Source organism: Kosakonia pseudosacchari (assembly GCF_015167415.1).
Taxonomy (GTDB): domain Bacteria; phylum Pseudomonadota; class Gammaproteobacteria; order Enterobacterales; family Enterobacteriaceae; genus Kosakonia; species Kosakonia pseudosacchari.
Genome location: NZ_CP063425.1, coordinates 2,070,802 through 2,088,036, shown reverse-complemented (window position 1 = coordinate 2,088,036; position 17,235 = coordinate 2,070,802). Strand labels below are relative to the sequence as shown.

Genomic DNA, 17,235 nt, shown 5'->3' with positions numbered 1-17,235 from the left:
AGGCGGTTTTTTTACTCTTCCTCTATCTCGCCTTCCTGGCGCATTTGCAACGCCCAGCGCTGAGCGGCTTCCGGAACGCTAAAGATCGGCGAGCGGCGAAACTTTTCCCCCATCAACACAAACGCCACATACTTGCCACGCAGCAACCAGACATCACGATAGCCATCCACTTTTGAGGCGTGTTCGGGGGGAGCCGGTTCGACGCGCGGGACATAGCTGATAATGGCTCGGTTTTGTTGACGATAAGATTTCATAAGCGATGCGTTCTACAGACAAATTCTACAAACATTAAAGACCTATCATAGCCGATTGTGAGCTTGTGCGTCGCGCCTGGAACCACTTTCTCTGATTTTTCACCTCCATTCTGTCTCCTGATTAACCAGGTTAACGCAGCACGTTGTTCTATAGTTAGAAGGGTTTTAAGGAAACATCGACCATTTTTCAGCAATGAAAACAGGAGACGAGTTCAATGTCGCACAATGAGAAAGACCCACATCATCACGCCCCGGTCCATGACGCAAACGAATCCCGCCCAGGGCTGGATTCCCTTGCCCCTGAGGACAATTCCCACCGCCCTTCCCCGCGTCCCACAGCACCTGGCGAGCAACCGACCGCGCCAGGGAGTATGAAAGCGCCGGACACGTCAAATGACAAACTGAACGCGCTGGAGCCTTACCGAAAGGGCGGCGAAAATTATCCCCTTACCACTAACCAGGGCGTGCGCATCGCCGATGATCAAAACTCGCTGCGCGCGGGAAAACGCGGCCCAACACTGCTGGAAGATTTTATCCTGCGGGAGAAAATCACCCATTTCGACCATGAACGTATCCCCGAACGTATCGTGCATGCACGCGGGTCGGCAGCGCATGGTTACTTTCAGCCTTATCGCAGCCTGAGCGATATTACCAAAGCGGATTTTCTCTCTGATGCGGATAAAATCACCCCGGTTTTTGTCCGTTTTTCTACAGTGCAAGGCGGCGCGGGTTCAGCGGACACCGTCCGCGACATCCGTGGATTTGCCACCAAGTTCTATACCGAAGAAGGCATTTTTGACCTGGTTGGCAACAATACGCCGGTCTTTTTCATCCAGGATGCGCATAAATTCCCCGATTTTGTCCATGCGGTAAAACCAGAACCGCACTGGGCGATCCCGCAAGGCCAAAGCGCGCACGACACCTTCTGGGACTATGTTTCGCTACAGCCGGAAACCTTACACAATGTGATGTGGGCGATGTCCGATCGCGGCATTCCGCGCAGCTATCGCACGATGGAAGGTTTCGGGATCCACACATTTCGCCTGATCAACGCCGAAGGCAAAGCCACGTTTGTGCGCTTCCACTGGAAACCATTGGCAGGCAAAGCATCGCTGGTGTGGGACGAATCGCAAAAACTGACCGGGCGCGATCCGGACTTCCACCGTCGCGAGTTATGGGAAGCCATTGAGGCCGGTGATTACCCGGAGTATGAGCTGGGTTTACAGCTGATCCCGGAAGAGGATGAATTCAAATTTGATTTCGACCTGCTGGACCCAACCAAGCTGATCCCCGAAGAGCTGGTTCCCGTACAGCGTGTCGGTAAAATGGTGTTAAACCGTAACCCGGATAACTTTTTTGCTGAAAACGAGCAGGCTGCGTTCCATCCAGGGCATATCGTGCCGGGCCTCGATTTTACCAATGACCCGCTACTGCAGGGGCGTCTGTTCTCCTATACCGATACGCAAATCAGCCGGCTTGGCGGGCCGAACTTCCATGAAATCCCCATCAACCGCCCGACTTGCCCGTACCATAATCTGCAGCGCGACGGCATGCACCGCATGGAGATTGATACGAATCCCGCCAACTATGAACCGAACTCCATCAACGATAACTGGCCGCGGGAAACACCGCCCGGCCCGAAACGCGGCGGTTTCGAAACCTACCAGGAACGCGTCGAAGGGGAAAAAATTCGCGAGCGCAGCCCTTCATTCGGTGAATATTACGCGCATCCGCGCCTGTTCTGGTTAAGCCAGACGCCGTTTGAACAACGTCATATTATTGACGCTTTCAGCTTCGAGCTGAGCAAAGTGGTGCGCGCGTATATTCGTGAACGCGTGGTGGATCACCTGGCGCACATCGACATTCATCTGGCGCAAGGCGTAGCGGAAAACCTCGGCATCACCTTGAGCGACGATCAATTAAATATCGCCCCGCCGCCAGAGGTGAATGGCTTGAAAAAAGATCCGTCGCTGAGTCTTTATGCCGTCCCGGATGGTAACGTGAAAGGCCGGGTGGTAGCCATTTTACTGCATGATAAGGTCAGCGCGACGGATGTACTCAATGTATTGCAGGGGCTGAAAGCCAAAGGCGTTCATAGCAAACTGCTCTATGCGCGAATGGGCAACGTGACAGCGGATGACGGCTCTGAATTACCGATTGCCGCAACCTTCGCCGGATCGCCGTCGCTGACGGTAGATGGCGTTATTGTTCCCGGCGGCGATATCAGCGATATCCTGCAAAATGGCGATGCGAAATATTATTTGCTGGAAGCCTATAAACACCTGAAAACTATCGCGCTTGCAGGTGATGCGCGGCAGTTTAAGCGCTTACTGGATGTGGATGACCAGGGAGAGGACGGTATTGTCGAGGCGGATAGCGCCACGGCGAATTTTATTGATGATTTTCTGACGCATCTTGCGGCGCACCGCGTCTGGTCGCGCATCAGCAAAATCGATAGCATTCCGGCGTAAGCGTTATTGCAGCCATAAAAAACCGGCCAACTGACCGGTTTTTTATTTGCTCAGGCTATAAACCGAAATTACTGCTTAGCTTGCGGGTCAGTATCATACTCGGCGCAGGTCTGGTAGCCGGAGTTCATGACATGGCCGGTTTCATCCAGCGCAACGAAATAGGTTTCGGTTTTGCCGTCACGTTGACCCAGAATATAGGTCTGGCAAGTCCCGCGCGCGTGGATCATCGTAACTTCAGAAGAAGGACGGCCAGCAACCTGCATAACCTGCTGACGGCTCATGCCTTTTTTCACATCTTTTACCACCGGCTGAGAAACCTGATCTTTTGCACGATCATAAGCCGTACAACCCGCCAGCATAGTCAGCACTGCAGCTGCGCCCAGAATTCCTGCGATGTTCTTATTCATATTCCATCCTCTTTTGTATCCGCTTGTGTATCAGCGTGTTATCTAAGCCTGGAATATAAAATTGCATTTTTCAACTAACAGAGTGCATCGGCATAACTTTCGGAGAAATCTAATAAAAGTGAAATAAGCTGCTAAAACGCCGTAAATTGCGGCACTCAAATCTGTGATCCTTGTCGTTTTACCGCCAAAGGGTTAATTTGGCCCTATTATTTATTTGCACCCTGCAAAGCAGGACAACACAACGGAGGGGTAAATGACTCTGCAACAAGAGATTATTCAGGCGCTAGGCGTGAAGCCCGCGGTCAATGCCGAAGAAGAAGTTCGCCGCAGCGTGGATTTCCTGAAAACCTATCTGAAAACCTATCCTTTTTTGCAAACGCTGGTGCTTGGCATTAGCGGCGGCCAGGATTCCACGCTGGCCGGGAAAATCAGCCAGATGGCGATCAGCGAACTGCGCCAGGAAACGGGCAATCAAGCATATCAGTTTATCGCCGTCCGCCTCCCTTACGGTAAGCAAGCGGATGAACAGGATTGCCAGGATGCCATCGCGTTTATTCAGCCGGATCGCGTCCTTACCGTGAATATCAAAGCCTCGGTGCTGGCAAGCGAGCAAGCGCTGCGTGAAACCGGCATCGAACTGAGCGATTTCGTACGTGGCAATGAAAAAGCGCGCGAGCGAATGAAAGCGCAATACAGTATTGCGGGCATGACGAAAGGCGTAGTGGTGGGTACCGACCATGCCGCCGAAGCAGTGACCGGTTTCTTCACCAAATATGGCGATGGTGGCACTGATATCAACCCACTTTTCCGTCTGAACAAACGCCAGGGTAAACAATTGCTGGCTTACCTGGGCTGCCCGGAACATCTTTATAAAAAAGCGCCAACGGCCGATCTGGAAGACGATCGTCCTTCACTGCCGGATGAAGCCGCCCTGGGCGTAACTTACGAAAATATCGATGATTATCTGGAAGGAAAAACGCTTGATGCCAGTATCGCGAAAATCATCGAAGGCTGGTATGTGAAAACAGAGCACAAGCGCCGCCCGCCGATTACCGTATTCGACGATTTCTGGAAACAGAAATAACCCGCAGGCGGCGCAAGCCGCCTCTTTTTTAGCCACTTATTGACTGCTATACTGGATAGATAAACAGTATCAGGAGTCTTTTGTGGTCAGGCGACAATCAGCCCCGCGTCTTGAATTCGAAGCGGCGGCAATCTATGAATATCCGGAACATCTTCGTCCGTGGCTGGAAGCCATGCCCAAACAGCCCGGCGTCTATATTTTTCATGGCGAAAGCGAGGCGATGCCGCTTTATATCGGTAAAAGCGTCAATATCCGCAGCCGTGTGCTGTCGCACCTGCGCACGCCAGATGAAGCGGCGATGCTGCGTCAGTCGCGGCGTATCACCTGGATTTGCACCGCCGGGGAGATTGGCGCGCTGTTGCTTGAAGCGCGGCTGATTAAAGAACAACAACCGCTCTTTAATAAGCGCCTGCGCCGTAATCGCCAGCTCTGCTCGCTTCGCCTTAGCGGCGAAAAGCCACAAGTGGTGTATGCCAAAGAGGTGGATTTCTCCTCCTCTCCCGATCTGTATGGCCTGTTTGCCAATCGCCGTGCCGCATTACAAGCGCTGCAGTCTATCGCTGATGACGAAAAGCTGTGTTATGGGCTACTGGGTCTGGAATCACTAAGCCGTGGCCGGGCTTGTTTTCGATCCGCGTTACAACGCTGTGCCGGAGCGTGTTGTGGCAAAGAGACTCGCGAAGCACATGATGAACGCTTCGCCGCCGCAATGGCGCGTTTGCAACTGGTTTGCTGGCCATGGCGCGGCCCAATTGGGCTAAAAGAGAGCGCAGCGGGAATGACGCAGTACCATATCATTCACAACTGGCTATGGTTAGGTTCAGTTGATGAGCCCGCCGCTGCCGCGCAACTGCTTCGCTTACCGGCGGGTTTCGATCATGACGGCTACAAAATTCTCTGCAAGCCGCTGCTTTCCGGGGATTATGACATCATCGAACTGGATTAATGGCCGGGCAGCCAGGTGATTTCACTGAACAGTAATTGCCCTTCAGACTTTAGCAACCGCAGGGTTTGCCGACCTTCCTGCCAGTAGGCGCCCTGATCGGCGGTTAATAACTTATCGCCCAACTGCCACGCGCCACTCAGGACGAAAATAACGCCGCCGCGTGTACCAATAGTGGTAAACGTGCGGTCGGCGATACGGACTTTCGCCTGGCAGCGATCGCGGCGCGTCATTACGTTAAAATCCAGTGACATGCGCCCGTCGGAAAGCTCGGCTCTGACCGGCTGCTCACCGGCAAAAGCAAAGGGCTGGTGGTGTTTAAGCGTGTGGCTGAAAGCATCTCCCCCGTTCAGCGTTACCTCGCCACCTTCAATGAGTGTTATGACCCGATCCACGCCGGGAAATTGCGGAAAATCACCGTTGCTGGCCAGCGAAGCGATACTGGCTCGCCAGTTAAAATCACGTGTTGCGGGCGGAAAACAGCAAATTTCCCGGGTTTCACCCGCCCCATTACGCCAGAGGTTTACCGGCATTTTACGGATATCAAAGAATTCCATCATCACTCCTGAATGGCGCGGTGCTTCACCTGCGCCGCTGCCTCTTCGGGCAGCCTGCATCATTGTTATTGTTTACTTTGCCATGTGTGAATTATCGGCAGCCGATGCGATTTGCCTTAGGCTGTTGCGCAATCAGACATGTAAAAAATCATAAATTTCAGATAAGTAACATCGCCACAAAAACGAGGTTTAACGAGAATACCGCGCCAGAAGCGGCTGGCAAGAGGGAAACAAGAAAAAACCGCCGGTTCTGCCCATCACGTAAAACAAGCGATGAGCAAAACCGGCGGTCTTAAGGAGGGGTGCTGAATTATTCAGCAGGTGCAGGAGGCATTTTACCTTCCGCTGCCGGATGTTCTGTCAGACGCTTCTCAAAATTCGCATTGAATTGCTTTTTCTGTTCCGGGGTCAGAATGTTGTAAATCTTATTCTGCGTCTCCATACGTTTCAGCATGCTTTCTTTATGCTGCTGTTCCATTTTGGTGATTTGCGCTTCGGCTTTCGCGCGGTCAAAGCTGTCGCTGGTAATGATGTCATGCATTGCGCGCATCTCTTCCACCGGCGGGCGTTTCATCTCTTCGCGCTGGCTTTTCATAATCTCGCGGACTTGCTGTTTCTGCGCATCGGTCAGGTTCAGGCCTTTGAACATCATGTCGTGCGGGCCCTTACCTTTGTGGTGCATCATGGGTTTCGCGTCGCCGGGTGCGGCGGTGGTATCCGCAGCATGAGCCAGACCTGCAGCGCCAAAAGCCAGGGTAGAGGCAACAAACAGAGCAGTCAATTTACGCATAATTTTATTCCTTACTTCGGTTTTACTTACGGCGGTTGCCGTGTTGACGCTATTCACTTTACTGCCTTTATCGTCAATTAATCAGAGCGACGGTAAAACAATGAAAGTGTAAATATCATTTTTACGTCAAATATGAAGGAAATAAGGATAAAGCATGTAGAGTCGAAAATTAAATATTCAACAGGCTGATTAAAAAGCAATTATGGAGAATCTTAAATCAAAGTATTTTATTAATAAAGAGTTCACCAGGATAATTCTGTAATTTATTTAAGAAAAGCAAAAAGAAATAAGCCCTGCGTTAACAGGGCTGGATGTTTAATTAATTTTTTCAAGCATTAGCCCGGCGCGTAAGCCAATGGCAACATTCGGATTGGGAAACAAAACATACTCCTGCTCATGTTGCACCACATACCGCTCGCCGCGATCCTCTGCCAGCAAGGTACCCGCGCTGAAGGCCGTAAAATTGAGCGTATCCGCACTCATGAAGAGTTTAAATTCTTCACTGTGGCGGGTCAGTTGCTGTACCACCCGATAGCGCAGCGGCCTATTTTCCGTGTCTGGCGCAGGCTCACCCGCCAGTAACGCCGCCAGCGCCCAGGCCGTACGCTGGAACTGGCTTAAATCGTTTTCACCAAACGGCAACGCTTTGCCAAGCTCCAGAGTGCAAGCCAGTGCGTTAAAGTGCTCACAGCTGTAGTGTGTAAACGTGCCGCCTGGCGCCTGGTGAAATACCAGCGCCTCCAGCCCGGCGGCCCCCAGCCACTCAAGAAACAACTCATCCCACGGCTCTGCTCGCAGGGGTAATACGCCAAAGCGAACATGGTGCGAACCACGGATCGCGGTGTGTAAATCCAGATGCCAGCGCACCTCATCGCCCGCGGCAAAGAAATGCGTCACCGCCCGTTCGAGCTGAGCGGCGCGCACCGTTTCATCGTTAGGCGGCAACTGCTGCCAGCGGCCACCAAACATTCGGTTGAGATCGTTATGCAAAAAACGCTTGTTTTGCGCCAGTGCCTGCGGGTTTCCAAGGATCACCAGCAGCCGCCAGGTAAGCGGTTGTTCGCCCGCAAACACATTTTTAAGCAACAGATCCAGCATCTCCACCGGCGCAGTTTCATTACCGTGGATAGCACACGAGATGACCAGCGATCGCCCGACGGGTTGTTTCGGGATCAGTTCCAGAATCCCTTGTTCGTGCCACAACCAGTGAATACCGCCCGACTCCCCTGACATTTTTCGCGGGATATCGCCCGCAAGCGTTGCAGCAAGAAAGTTATCCATACGGCCTCCGGTTAACGCTGGAAGGGATACACCGATCCCAGATTCAACAACTGCGTTAATCGGTCCAGCGCTTCCCGCCCCTCGCGTAAGAGCTGCGGATCGGCTAAATCCGCTTGCGTCAGCCGATCGCGATAGTACCGATCCACCCAGTCATTGAGGGTGGCAAACAAACTGTCATTCATCATCACCGCCGGGTTAACGGCCTGCTGTTCCGCCTCGGTAAGCACCACACGCAAGCGCAGACACGCCGGACCACCACCGTTCGCCATGCTTTCTCGCAGATCAAACACGTTAAGCTCACTGATCGGGTTATCCTGCGCCAGCAGCGTGTTCAGATAGCGCCACACACCGGCATGTTCCTGTGACTCCTGCGGTAATACCAGCAACATGCTGCCATCATCCCGACTCAGCAGTTGGCTGTTAAACAGATAGGTCGCCACCGCATCGGTAACAGAAACGGCCTGCTGCGGAACTTCAATCGCCATAAATCCCGGTACTTTTGAGTGTAGCTCGGCCAGCACACGAGCCTGGTCGGCAAAAGCCAGTTCGTGACAAAAAAGTACCTGTCGGTTCGAAACGGCAATCACATCGTTATGAAACACGCCAAGATCGATAACGTCCGGGTTTTGACGGGCGAAAACCACCTGCTCCGCGCGCACCTGGTTAATACGCGCCACCGCCTCGCTGGCTTCGCGCGTCTGACGCGCCGGATAGCGCGCCGGGGCATCCAGGCTTGCGTACTCCCTGCCATAAACGAAGAGTTGCACACCCGCTTCGCCGTAATCACCGCCAAAGCGGTTATGGTTCGCCGCACCTTCATCGCCAAACATGGCGACCTGCGGCAGCGCCGGATGGACAGCAAACGTCGTTTCATCGCGGAAGATAGCGCGCAACAACGCTTCTGTCGTCGGGGCTTCCATCGCGCGGTGGAATTTATTATTCAGGTTGGCAACCGTGAGATGCACTTTGCCATCCAGCGCATCAGCCGACGGGCAGACGGTAGCCGCGTTCGCGACCCACATCGCCGATGCCGAACTGGCGGCGGAGAGGATCTGCGGCGCTTGCGCGGCAGCTTTTTCCACCACCTGCTCATCGCTACCGCTGAAACCAAGCTGGCGCAAGACCGCGATATTGGGGCGCTCCTGTGGCGGGATAACCGCCTGCGGAAAACCCGCGTCGGCGAGCGCTTTCATTTTCAGCAGCCCCTGCTTCGCCGCCAGTTTCGGGTTAGAAACCTGAAATCGGTGTTTGGTCGAAGCTTCATTACCGAAAGATAATCCGGCGTAATGATGCGTTAGCCCGACCAGGCCGTCGAAGTTAACCTCACGTGCTTTCATGGCTGCGCCTCGCGGGAGAAATCAAGCCCCGGGCTGAGCGTTTGTGGCAACGTTAATGCGGGAGATTCAAGACTCGCCATCGGCCAGGCGCAGTAATCCGCGGCGTACCAGGCGCTGGCGCGGTGGTTACCCGACGCGCCGACACCACCAAACGGCGCGGTACTGGCGGCACCGGTTAACGGTTTATTCCAGTTGACGATCCCGGCGCGCGCTTCCAGCAGCAGTTGATCAAATTTTTGCCGATCCGGTGAAATCAACCCGCAGGCCAGCCCGTAGCGTGTGTCGTTCGCCATACGGATCGCCTGATCAAAATCGTCATAGCGCCAGACACACAGCAGAGGGCCAAACACTTCTTCATCCGGCACTCCCGCAACGTCCGTCATCTCGATAATCCCCGGCGTCAGCAGCGAGGTTCCTTCCGCCAACAGGCGCGGCGCCAGCAAGGTTTTACCACCACGCGCTTCGTGCGCCTGCCAGGCCTGGTAAACCTGCTGCGCTGCCTGGGGTGAAATTAAGCCTCCGAAAAACGGCGCGGGTTCCGCATCCCAGGCCTGCGGTTGCAGCCGCGCGCTCACTTCCACCAGCCGCGCGAGAAAATCATCGCCCGCTTTTGAACGTTTCACCAGTAAGCGACGCGCGCAGGTGCAGCGCTGCCCGGCGGTAATAAATGCTGACTGGATCGCCAGATGGACGGCGGCATCGGTATCGTCAGGATCTTCAACAATTAGTGGGTTGTTGCCGCCCATTTCCAGTGCGAGGATCTTTTCGGGTTGCCCGGCAAGCTGGCGGTGTAGCTGATATCCCGTATTGGCGCTGCCGGTAAAGAGCAACCCATCCAGCCCCGGTAATGCGCTCAGCGCCTGGCCGGTCTCTCGCCCGCCCTGCACCAGATTGAGTACACCTGCGGGCAAACCGGCCTGCTCCCAGAGTTTGACTACCGCTTCGCCGGTCCACGGCGTGAGTTCGCTTGGTTTAAAGATCACGGTATTACCTGCAAGTAGCGCCGGGATAATATGCCCATTCGGCAGATGGCCGGGGAAGTTATACGGCCCGAAAACAGCCAGCACCCCGTGCGGACGATGGCGCAATGTCGCGGCACCATCAGCCATCTCTGTGTGTTGTTCCCCGGTACGCGTGTGATACGCCTTTACCGATATGGCGGCTTTGTTGATCATCGCCGTCACTTCGGTTGCGGCTTCCCAGCGCGGTTTACCGGTTTCACGGGCGATAATTTCTGCCAGCGCCGCTTTATTACTCTCCAGCAGCGCTGCGAATGTCTCAACAATGGCCTGGCGTTCCGTAAAAGCCCGCTGCGCCCACTGCGGGAAGGCCTCGCGCGCGGCCTGATACGCCAGAGCCACTTGCTCGCTATCAGCATCAAAGCCGTGCCACAGTGCGTCGTGGCTTACCGGGTTGGTTTTGACGCGGCGTTCGCCCTGGCCTGTTACCCAGTCACCCTTAATCCATAAACTCATTTCGTTTTCTCCTCGCCACTTTTCTCTTCGGCACACAGGCGCACCAGCCGCACGGTATCGCCGGGCTGGCACTTCAACGCATCCAGTTCAGCTGCCGTTAATAGCAAACGCTCGGTGTTCGGGTCCGCGTAAATCAGCATGGCGCGAAATTGCTGGTACTGCTCATTGGAGACCATACACGCGGGCCATTCACCCGGCGCGCGCTGGCCTTCGCCTGCCGTCACCAGGCGGCTTTTACGGATCGCCCGCACCCGGTCGACATCGCATTCAAGCGTCGGACCGCCATCAAAAATGTCGACGTAGTTACGATAGCGAAAACCCTCTTTTTCCAGCACCGCTCGGGCCGGTGCCGTTTGTGGATGCACTTCGCCGATCACCGCTTGCGCTTCTTGTGAAAGAAAGTGGGTATAAATAGGGTGTTTCGGCATCAGCTCCGCGATAAAGGCTTTTTGCCCGGTGCCGCACAGATAATCCGCCCGGCTGAACTCCATTGAAAAGAAACGCTTGCCGAGGCTCTCCCAGAACGGCGAATAACCGTGCTCGTCAATCACGCCGCGCATCTCGGCCACCACTTTTTCATTGAAGCGCTCGCGGAATGCCGCCATGAACAGAAAGCGGGATTTCGACAACAAGTAGCCATTGCCCTCTTTACGCCAGGCGGGATCGAGAAACAGGGTGCAAAGTTCGCTGCTGCCAGTGTGATCGTTACTGAGAAACAGCGTTGGCAGCGCGTTATAAACATTCAGCTCTTTCGAGGCATGAACCTGGGTCCCGACCCGGTAGTTATACCAGGGATCGTTCAGGCCAACCGCAACCTCAATGGCGCAAATCCCGGCCACCTCGCCGCTTTGCGTCTCTTCCAGCACAAAAACGTACCCTTGTTCACCCTTCGGCAACTCGCCTTGCCAGGTACGGCGTGAGCGCTCAATCCGCGCAGCAAGCGTGGCTTCATCAACGGGCAACGACGTCAGGCCGCCACCGGTTTTCCCGGCCAGCCGCATCAGCGCCGGTAAATCGCCTTCGGCGACAGGACGGATCACCATCATGATGCGCTCTCCGCAATGAATTTTTCACAGGCGCGGGCTACACGCGTAAGCCCGTCGCGGATCTCTTCTTCGCTGATATTCAGCGCTGGCGCAAAGCGCAGCACATTGCCACCGGCAATCAACACCATTGCGCCTTCTGCCGCTGCCAGTTGTGAAAGTTGCTTTGCTTTTCCCGCATACTCAGGCGCCAGTTGACAGCCGATCAGCAACCCTAAGCCGCGGATTTCACTGAACAGGTGATAACGGTCATTGATCGCCGCAAGCTGCTCCGTAAACCATTGATTGCGTTGCTTCACGCCGGTCAGGGTTTCCCGTGTGTTGACGATATCGAGCAACGCACCGGCCACCGCGCCAGCCAGAGGGTTCCCGCCGTAAGTCGTACCATGGGTACCGACATTCATCACTTTGCCAAACTGTTCGGTGGTCAGCATCGCGCCAATCGGGAAACCGCCACCCAACGCTTTTGCCGTGGTCAGCGCATCCGGTGTCACGCCGTAATGCATATAGGCATACAGTTCGCCGGTGCGGCCAACACCGGTTTGCACTTCATCAAAAATCAGCAGCGCGTTATGGCGCGTGCACAACTCACGCAATCCTTGCAAAAACGCCTGGCTGGCAGGCACCACGCCGCCTTCACCCTGCATCGGCTCGACAATAACGGCGCAGGTATCGTCATTAATTAAGGCGCTGGCGGAGGCAAGATCGTTGAACTGCGCATGCTGGATTTGCGGCGGCAACGGCGCAAAATCTTGCGAATAAGCTGGCTGCCCACCCGCGCTGACGGTAAATAAGGTGCGTCCATGGAACGCATTCTTGAACGCGACAATGCCGCTTTTGTGCGGACCGAACGTATCGTGAGCATACTTGCGCGCCAGCTTCAGCGCCGCTTCATTCGCCTCGGCACCGGAGTTACAAAAGAAGGCGCGATCGGCAAAGGTCGCGTCCAGCAGGCGTTTCGCCAGTTTCAGCACCGGTTCGTTAGTGTAACCGTTGCCGGTATGCCAGAACTTCGCCGCCTGCTCGCTAAGTGCTTTACACAGCGCAGGGTGCGCGTGCCCCAGCGCATTTACCGCAATCCCGCCGGCAAAGTCGACATACTCTTTGCCCTGCTGATCCCACAGACGGGAACCTTCACCGCGTACCGGAATAAAAGGCGCAGGCGCGTAGACAGGCAACATCCATTGATCAAAATTTTCACGCGTAATTGACAGAGACATAGCGACCTCATCCGGTAAATAAATAGTTGATAAAATGTTAACGAATATGAACGTTTTCGCTGTAAATGTAGATTGCACGGTTCGTGCCAGCCAGCGATAAAAATGCATAAACGGTTTGCAGCAACGTAATTTCAACAACTTAAAACCTGTCGCCATTCACTTTATTTGCATAAAAAGTGAATAAACAGAGATCGAAATGCGGTGGTGCGTGAGTAAAGGCGCCTGTTTATGCAATTAGAAATTTTAATTATAGAACTGTGATCATCAGCGAAATTAATTTACATCGTGCGCCCTGTTTTAGTGCGTTTCGCCCTAAATGAGGGCTCGTGCTGCGCCAGTGCGCATCGACGGCGGCTATATCAATAAGTGGCGGTGGTTAAATGTAAATTCTGCTAACATCTCTGCATCTTTCACTCTGCTAAATGGCTGCGACTATGAAATTCGTCTCTTTTAATATCAATGGCCTGCGCGCCCGACCTCACCAGCTTGAAGCGCTGGTTGAGCAACATCAGCCGGACGTCATCGGCCTGCAGGAGACCAAAGTCCACGACGATATGTTTCCGCTCGAAGACGTCGCACGGCTGGGTTACAACGTTTTTTATCACGGACAGAAAGGCCACTACGGCGTTGCGTTGCTGACCAAAGAGACGCCGATTTCCGTGCGTCGCGGGTGGCCGAACGACGGGGAAGAAGCGCAGCGCCGCATTATCATGGCGGAGATCCCCTCGCCTATCGGCGATATCACGGTGATTAACGGTTATTTCCCGCAGGGCGAAAGCCGCGACCACCCGCTGAAATTCCCGGCGAAAGAGAAGTTCTACCAGGATTTGCAAACCTATCTGGACACGGAACTCGATAAAACAAAACCGGTGTTGATCATGGGCGATATGAATATCAGCCCGACAGATCTCGATATCGGTATTGGCGAAGAGAACCGCAAACGCTGGCTGCGCACCGGTAAATGCTCCTTCCTGCCGGAAGAGCGCGAATGGATGGAGCGACTGAAAGGCTGGGGGCTGGTGGATACCTTCCGCGAAGCCAACCCGGAAACGCAGGATCGCTTCTCATGGTTTGATTACCGCTCAAAAGGCTTCGACGATAACCGCGGCCTGCGTATCGATCTGCTGCTGGCAAGCCAACCGCTGGCAGAGCGCTGCATTGAAACGGGTATTGATTACGACATCCGCAGCATGGAAAAACCGTCCGACCACGCACCCGTGTGGGCAAAATTTAAGGTCTGACCGATGACGCCCGCGCGTTCTCCGTGGGTTTGTGCAACGTGGCTGGCGGATCTGCTACAACACCGCCCGGTCACCGCTGGCCCGCAGGGCGAGTGGCGGCTGCTGGAGGTGGGCTTCGACGCTGAACACCACTATCGCGCCGGGCATATTCCCGGCGCGGATTATATCGACACCCGCGAAGTAGAAAGCCCACCGCTGTGGAATGTGCTCAAGCCAGCACAGTTACGTCAGGTGCTGCTCAGGCATGGCCTGCGCGCCGATATTACCGTCATTCTTTACGGCCGGAGCAATTATGCGGCGGAGCGGATGGCGCATATTTTGTTATACGCCGGGATCAGGGATGTTCGCTTACTGGATGGCGGCTGGCAGAGCTGGCTGCGAGCCGGTTTAGCCAGGCAAACCGGTGCAGCGGCGGGCATAACCCCGTCATCGGATTTCGGCGCGAGTGTCCCGGCACAACCTCAGCTACTGCTCACTATGGCGCAAACCCAAAAGCGTTTAGCGCAGCCCGGTACGTTGCTGGTTAGTATCCGCAGTTGGCCTGAGTTTATCGGTCAGACAAGCGGCTATGACTATATCGCCGCGGCTGGTGATATCCCCGGCGCCCACTGGGGGCAGGCCGCGGGCGACAGCCAGTTTATTACCAACTTTCACCACCCGGACGGCACGGTGCGAAACCCGTCAGAGATCGCCGCGCTCTGGCAACAACAGCACATCACTGGCGATAAGCCGGTGATTTTTTACTGCGGCACCTGCTGGCGCGCCGCGTTTGCTTTTTTTATAGCCCGCGCACTCGGCTGGGCAGATATCGCCGTGTATGATGGCGGCTGGTTCGAATGGAGCCAGCACTCAAACGGAACGCCGTAATGACTCTTTTAAAAACCCTGGATGTCGTGGCCGCTATCATTGAGCGCGACGGCAAAATTTTACTGGCGCAGCGCCCCGACCATGCCGATCAGGCCGGTCTGTGGGAATTTGCCGGTGGCAAGGTAGAAGCCGGGGAAACACAGTCACAGGCGCTAAAGCGCGAGTTGCGCGAAGAGTTGGGTATTGACGCCGAGCCTGCGCGCTATATTGCCAGCCATCAGCGGGAGGTTTCCGGACGGCTGATTCATTTGCACGCCTGGCACGTGGAGAATTTCAACGGCGAACCCGTACGCCACTATCACCGGGATTTGCGGTGGTGCTTACCCGCCGAAGCACTGAAACTGCCGCTGGCTCCGGCGGATATTCCGCTGCTGGAAGCGTTTATGGCTTCACGCGCCGCCACACCAGCGGGTTAGTGGAAATGACTTTCTCATCGCGCTGGCATTGTAATAACACGCCCTCGGTTTTGATAACCGCCCCTTCGCTGTAGTTTTGATTACCGTATACGCAGCATTGCATGCAAGGCTGCGTGGTCTGCGTCTGCCCACCGGAGCTGAACACTTCCGGCGGCACATTCACCTCAATCCCCGGCGACGGTAAACGTTCAGCCAGCGCGCTGGTTGACGCAGCGAGCAGTAACGCAGCTGCTATCCACTTAATTCGGGTCATAACTTGTCCTTTCTGATTGACGCCACTCATTACTATAACGGATCTCTGCGTCAGGACTTTAATTTCGCCGCCCATCGTTTTTAGTTATGACAGATTGCCAATTATTAATTTGCCTGGTGTGCGGATTTTTCCCTTGCGGCATGCAGCCTTGCGAATGTTATAGTCCAAAAGTGCCTGCTTTTTGCGCGCCACCATCACAACAAATTCACCACAACAATAAGAGACTCTTATATCTATGGATCAGACGCACTCTCTTGCATCATTTCTCCAGTATGTCGAACAGCGCGACCCGCACCAGCCGGAGTTCTCCCAGGCCGTTCGTGAAGTGATGACTACCCTCTGGCCCTTTCTTGAAGCTCACCCGCGTTATCGCCAGATGTCTTTACTCGAACGCCTCGTTGAACCGGAGCGCGTGATTCAGTTTCGCGTCGCCTGGGTTGATGATCGCAATCAGGTGCAGGTTAACCGCGCGTGGCGTGTACAGTTCAGTTCGGCCATTGGTCCCTACAAAGGCGGTATGCGTTTTCACCCGTCGGTGAATCTGTCGATCCTCAAATTCCTCGGCTTCGAACAAACGTTCAAAAATGCGCTCACTACCCTGCCGATGGGCGGCGGCAAAGGCGGCAGTGATTTCGATCCCAAAGGCAAAAGCGATGGCGAAGTGATGCGCTTCTGCCAGGCGCTGATGAGCGAACTGTATCGCCATCTTGGCGCGGATACCGACGTGCCCGCCGGGGATATAGGCGTCGGCGCTCGCGAAGTCGGTTTTATGGCCGGGATGATGAAAAAGCTCTCTAACAATACCGCCTGCGTGTTTACCGGTAAGGGGCTGTCGTTTGGCGGCAGTCTGATCCGCCCGGAAGCGACCGGTTACGGCCTGGTCTATTTCACCGAGGCGATGCTCAAGCGTCACGGTCTTAGCTTTGAAGGGATGCGCGTGGCGGTTTCCGGCTCCGGCAACGTGGCACAGTACGCTATTGAAAAAGCGATGGCCTTCGGTGCACGGGTGATTACCGCGTCGGATTCTGCCGGTACGGTGGTAGATGAAGCCGGTTTTGACCGTGAAAAACTGGCCCGCCTGTGCGAGATCAAAGCCAGCCGTGATGGCCGCATCGCAGATTACGCGCGTGAATTTGGTCTGACGTACCTCGCCGGCAAGCAGCCGTGGTCCGTGCCGGTCGATATCGCGCTGCCGTGTGCCACGCAAAATGAGCTGGATAGCGACGCGGCGCGCGTATTGATTGCCAACGGCGTAAAAGCGGTGGCGGAAGGCGCAAATATGCCCACCACCATTGATGCCACTGAACTGTTTCTCGGGGCGGGCGTGCTGTTCGCACCGGGTAAAGCCGCGAATGCTGGCGGGGTGGCCACCTCTGGTCTGGAGATGGCGCAGAATGCCGCGCGCATGGGCTGGAAAGCGGAAAAAGTGGATGCGCGTTTGCATCACATCATGCTGGATATTCACCAGGCTTGCGTTGAGTACGGCGGTGAAGGCAAACAGACGCACTATGTGCGCGGAGCCAACATCGCGGGCTTCGTGAAAGTCGCCGACGCGATGCTGGCACAAGGCGTGATTTGATAAGCAGGCCGGGTAAC

Annotated in this window: 17 protein-coding genes; 7 read left to right on the top strand and 10 right to left on the bottom strand. The window is 55.0% G+C overall.

The annotated features are described in order from the left end of the window. Positions 1-11 precede the first annotated feature (11 nt). Positions 12-254 (bottom strand): cell division activator CedA, encoded by a 243-nt coding sequence (cedA, locus tag IP581_RS09840; RefSeq protein WP_065368672.1) that lies wholly within the window; start codon positions 252-254, stop codon positions 12-14. A gap of 215 nt (positions 255-469) precedes the next feature. Here cedA and katE point away from each other — a divergent pair, with 215 nt between their 5' ends. Next, the gene (gene katE / locus IP581_RS09835; protein WP_097400010.1) at positions 470-2,725 is read left to right on the top strand and encodes a catalase HPII; all 2,256 of its coding nucleotides are present in this window, start codon (positions 470-472) and stop codon (positions 2,723-2,725) included. A gap of 68 nt (positions 2,726-2,793) precedes the next feature. On the opposite strand, the gene osmE is transcribed toward katE, so the two are convergent. Then, positions 2,794-3,132: an osmotically-inducible lipoprotein OsmE gene (osmE, locus tag IP581_RS09830; protein WP_017456537.1), complete on the bottom strand. Its 339-nt coding sequence runs from the start codon at positions 3,130-3,132 to the stop codon at positions 2,794-2,796. Between the two features lie 253 nt (positions 3,133-3,385). Here osmE and nadE point away from each other — a divergent pair, with 253 nt between their 5' ends. Both nadE and cho read left to right on the top strand, forming a co-directional pair. Continuing rightward, positions 3,386-4,216: an ammonia-dependent NAD(+) synthetase gene (gene nadE, locus IP581_RS09825; RefSeq protein WP_086869466.1), complete on the top strand. Its 831-nt coding sequence runs from the start codon at positions 3,386-3,388 to the stop codon at positions 4,214-4,216. An 82-nt stretch (positions 4,217-4,298) separates the two neighbouring features. Continuing rightward, positions 4,299-5,162 carry an excinuclease Cho gene (gene cho / locus IP581_RS09820; protein ID WP_176519660.1) on the top strand — a complete coding sequence of 288 codons (864 nt, stop codon included), beginning with the start codon at positions 4,299-4,301 and terminating at the stop codon, positions 5,160-5,162. On the opposite strand, the gene ves is transcribed toward cho, so the two are convergent. From ves to astC, 7 genes are all read right to left on the bottom strand, one after another. Next, complete coding sequence (gene ves, locus IP581_RS09815) at positions 5,159-5,716, bottom strand: environmental stress-induced protein Ves (protein ID WP_086869470.1); 558 nt, start codon at positions 5,714-5,716, stop codon at positions 5,159-5,161. The two genes, cho and ves, sit on opposite strands and share 4 nt — an antisense overlap. A gap of 310 nt (positions 5,717-6,026) precedes the next feature. Then, complete coding sequence (spy, locus tag IP581_RS09810) at positions 6,027-6,506, bottom strand: ATP-independent periplasmic protein-refolding chaperone Spy (RefSeq protein WP_193822430.1); 480 nt, start codon at positions 6,504-6,506, stop codon at positions 6,027-6,029. Positions 6,507-6,821: 315 nt separating this feature from the next. Beyond that, positions 6,822-7,787 carry a succinylglutamate desuccinylase gene (gene astE / locus IP581_RS09805; RefSeq protein WP_097400013.1) on the bottom strand — a complete coding sequence of 322 codons (966 nt, stop codon included), beginning with the start codon at positions 7,785-7,787 and terminating at the stop codon, positions 6,822-6,824. 11 nt (positions 7,788-7,798) lie between these two features. Next, positions 7,799-9,124 carry an N-succinylarginine dihydrolase gene (gene astB, locus IP581_RS09800; RefSeq protein ID WP_193822429.1) on the bottom strand — a complete coding sequence of 442 codons (1,326 nt, stop codon included), beginning with the start codon at positions 9,122-9,124 and terminating at the stop codon, positions 7,799-7,801. Continuing rightward, positions 9,121-10,599 carry a succinylglutamate-semialdehyde dehydrogenase gene (gene astD, locus IP581_RS09795; RefSeq protein WP_193822428.1) on the bottom strand — a complete coding sequence of 493 codons (1,479 nt, stop codon included), beginning with the start codon at positions 10,597-10,599 and terminating at the stop codon, positions 9,121-9,123. The genes astB and astD overlap by 4 nt, the downstream gene beginning before the upstream one ends. Next, positions 10,596-11,645 (bottom strand): arginine N-succinyltransferase, encoded by a 1,050-nt coding sequence (astA, locus tag IP581_RS09790; protein ID WP_020454009.1) that lies wholly within the window; start codon positions 11,643-11,645, stop codon positions 10,596-10,598. Before astA ends, astD begins: the two co-directional genes overlap by 4 nt. Continuing rightward, positions 11,642-12,862: a succinylornithine/acetylornithine transaminase gene (astC, locus tag IP581_RS09785; RefSeq protein WP_193822427.1), complete on the bottom strand. Its 1,221-nt coding sequence runs from the start codon at positions 12,860-12,862 to the stop codon at positions 11,642-11,644. Before astC ends, astA begins: the two co-directional genes overlap by 4 nt. Before the next feature lie 434 nt (positions 12,863-13,296). Between astC and xthA the strand changes: the two genes are divergently transcribed. Genes xthA through IP581_RS09770 form a run of 3 tightly spaced genes read left to right on the top strand, consistent with a single transcriptional unit; the run spans position 13,297 to position 15,386 of the window. Further along, a complete protein-coding gene (gene xthA, locus IP581_RS09780; RefSeq protein ID WP_065368680.1) occupies positions 13,297-14,103 on the top strand; it encodes an exodeoxyribonuclease III in 807 nt (268 codons plus the stop codon). 3 nt (positions 14,104-14,106) lie between these two features. Further along, entirely contained in the window at positions 14,107-14,970 is an 864-nt protein-coding gene (locus IP581_RS09775) for a sulfurtransferase (protein ID WP_193822426.1), read from the top strand. Continuing rightward, complete coding sequence (locus tag IP581_RS09770; RefSeq protein WP_193822425.1) at positions 14,970-15,386, top strand: pyrimidine (deoxy)nucleoside triphosphate diphosphatase; 417 nt, start codon at positions 14,970-14,972, stop codon at positions 15,384-15,386. Before IP581_RS09775 ends, IP581_RS09770 begins: the two co-directional genes overlap by 1 nt. On the opposite strand, the gene IP581_RS09765 is transcribed toward IP581_RS09770, so the two are convergent. Then, positions 15,352-15,639, bottom strand: a complete 288-nt coding sequence (locus tag IP581_RS09765; protein ID WP_086869485.1) for a DUF1496 domain-containing protein — start codon at positions 15,637-15,639, stop codon at positions 15,352-15,354. The genes IP581_RS09770 and IP581_RS09765 overlap by 35 nt on opposite strands. Before the next feature lie 235 nt (positions 15,640-15,874). Between IP581_RS09765 and gdhA the strand changes: the two genes are divergently transcribed. After that, positions 15,875-17,218, top strand: a complete 1,344-nt coding sequence (gene gdhA, locus IP581_RS09760) for an NADP-specific glutamate dehydrogenase (RefSeq protein WP_193822424.1) — start codon at positions 15,875-15,877, stop codon at positions 17,216-17,218. Positions 17,219-17,235: the final 17 nt, after the last annotated feature.

Bases quoted from the DNA above. Each gene is read 5' to 3' on its own strand.
- astE (WP_097400013.1), bottom strand. From the start codon at position 7,787: ATGGATAACTTTCTTGCTGCAACGCTTGCGGGCGATATCCCGCGAAAA.
- astC (WP_193822427.1), bottom strand. From the start codon at position 12,862: ATGTCTCTGTCAATTACGCGTGAAAATTTTGATCAATGGATGTTGCCT.
- katE (WP_097400010.1), top strand. From the start codon at position 470: ATGTCGCACAATGAGAAAGACCCACATCATCACGCCCCGGTCCATGAC.
- IP581_RS09765 (WP_086869485.1), bottom strand. From the start codon at position 15,639: ATGACCCGAATTAAGTGGATAGCAGCTGCGTTACTGCTCGCTGCGTCA.
- ves (WP_086869470.1), bottom strand. From the start codon at position 5,716: ATGGAATTCTTTGATATCCGTAAAATGCCGGTAAACCTCTGGCGTAAT.
- astA (WP_020454009.1), bottom strand. From the start codon at position 11,645: ATGATGGTGATCCGTCCTGTCGCCGAAGGCGATTTACCGGCGCTGATG.
- IP581_RS09770 (WP_193822425.1), top strand. From the start codon at position 14,970: ATGACTCTTTTAAAAACCCTGGATGTCGTGGCCGCTATCATTGAGCGC.
- IP581_RS09775 (WP_193822426.1), top strand. From the start codon at position 14,107: ATGACGCCCGCGCGTTCTCCGTGGGTTTGTGCAACGTGGCTGGCGGAT.
- xthA (WP_065368680.1), top strand. From the start codon at position 13,297: ATGAAATTCGTCTCTTTTAATATCAATGGCCTGCGCGCCCGACCTCAC.
- astD (WP_193822428.1), bottom strand. From the start codon at position 10,599: ATGAGTTTATGGATTAAGGGTGACTGGGTAACAGGCCAGGGCGAACGC.
- spy (WP_193822430.1), bottom strand. From the start codon at position 6,506: ATGCGTAAATTGACTGCTCTGTTTGTTGCCTCTACCCTGGCTTTTGGC.
- cedA (WP_065368672.1), bottom strand. From the start codon at position 254: ATGAAATCTTATCGTCAACAAAACCGAGCCATTATCAGCTATGTCCCG.
- nadE (WP_086869466.1), top strand. From the start codon at position 3,386: ATGACTCTGCAACAAGAGATTATTCAGGCGCTAGGCGTGAAGCCCGCG.
- astB (WP_193822429.1), bottom strand. From the start codon at position 9,124: ATGAAAGCACGTGAGGTTAACTTCGACGGCCTGGTCGGGCTAACGCAT.
- gdhA (WP_193822424.1), top strand. From the start codon at position 15,875: ATGGATCAGACGCACTCTCTTGCATCATTTCTCCAGTATGTCGAACAG.
- osmE (WP_017456537.1), bottom strand. From the start codon at position 3,132: ATGAATAAGAACATCGCAGGAATTCTGGGCGCAGCTGCAGTGCTGACT.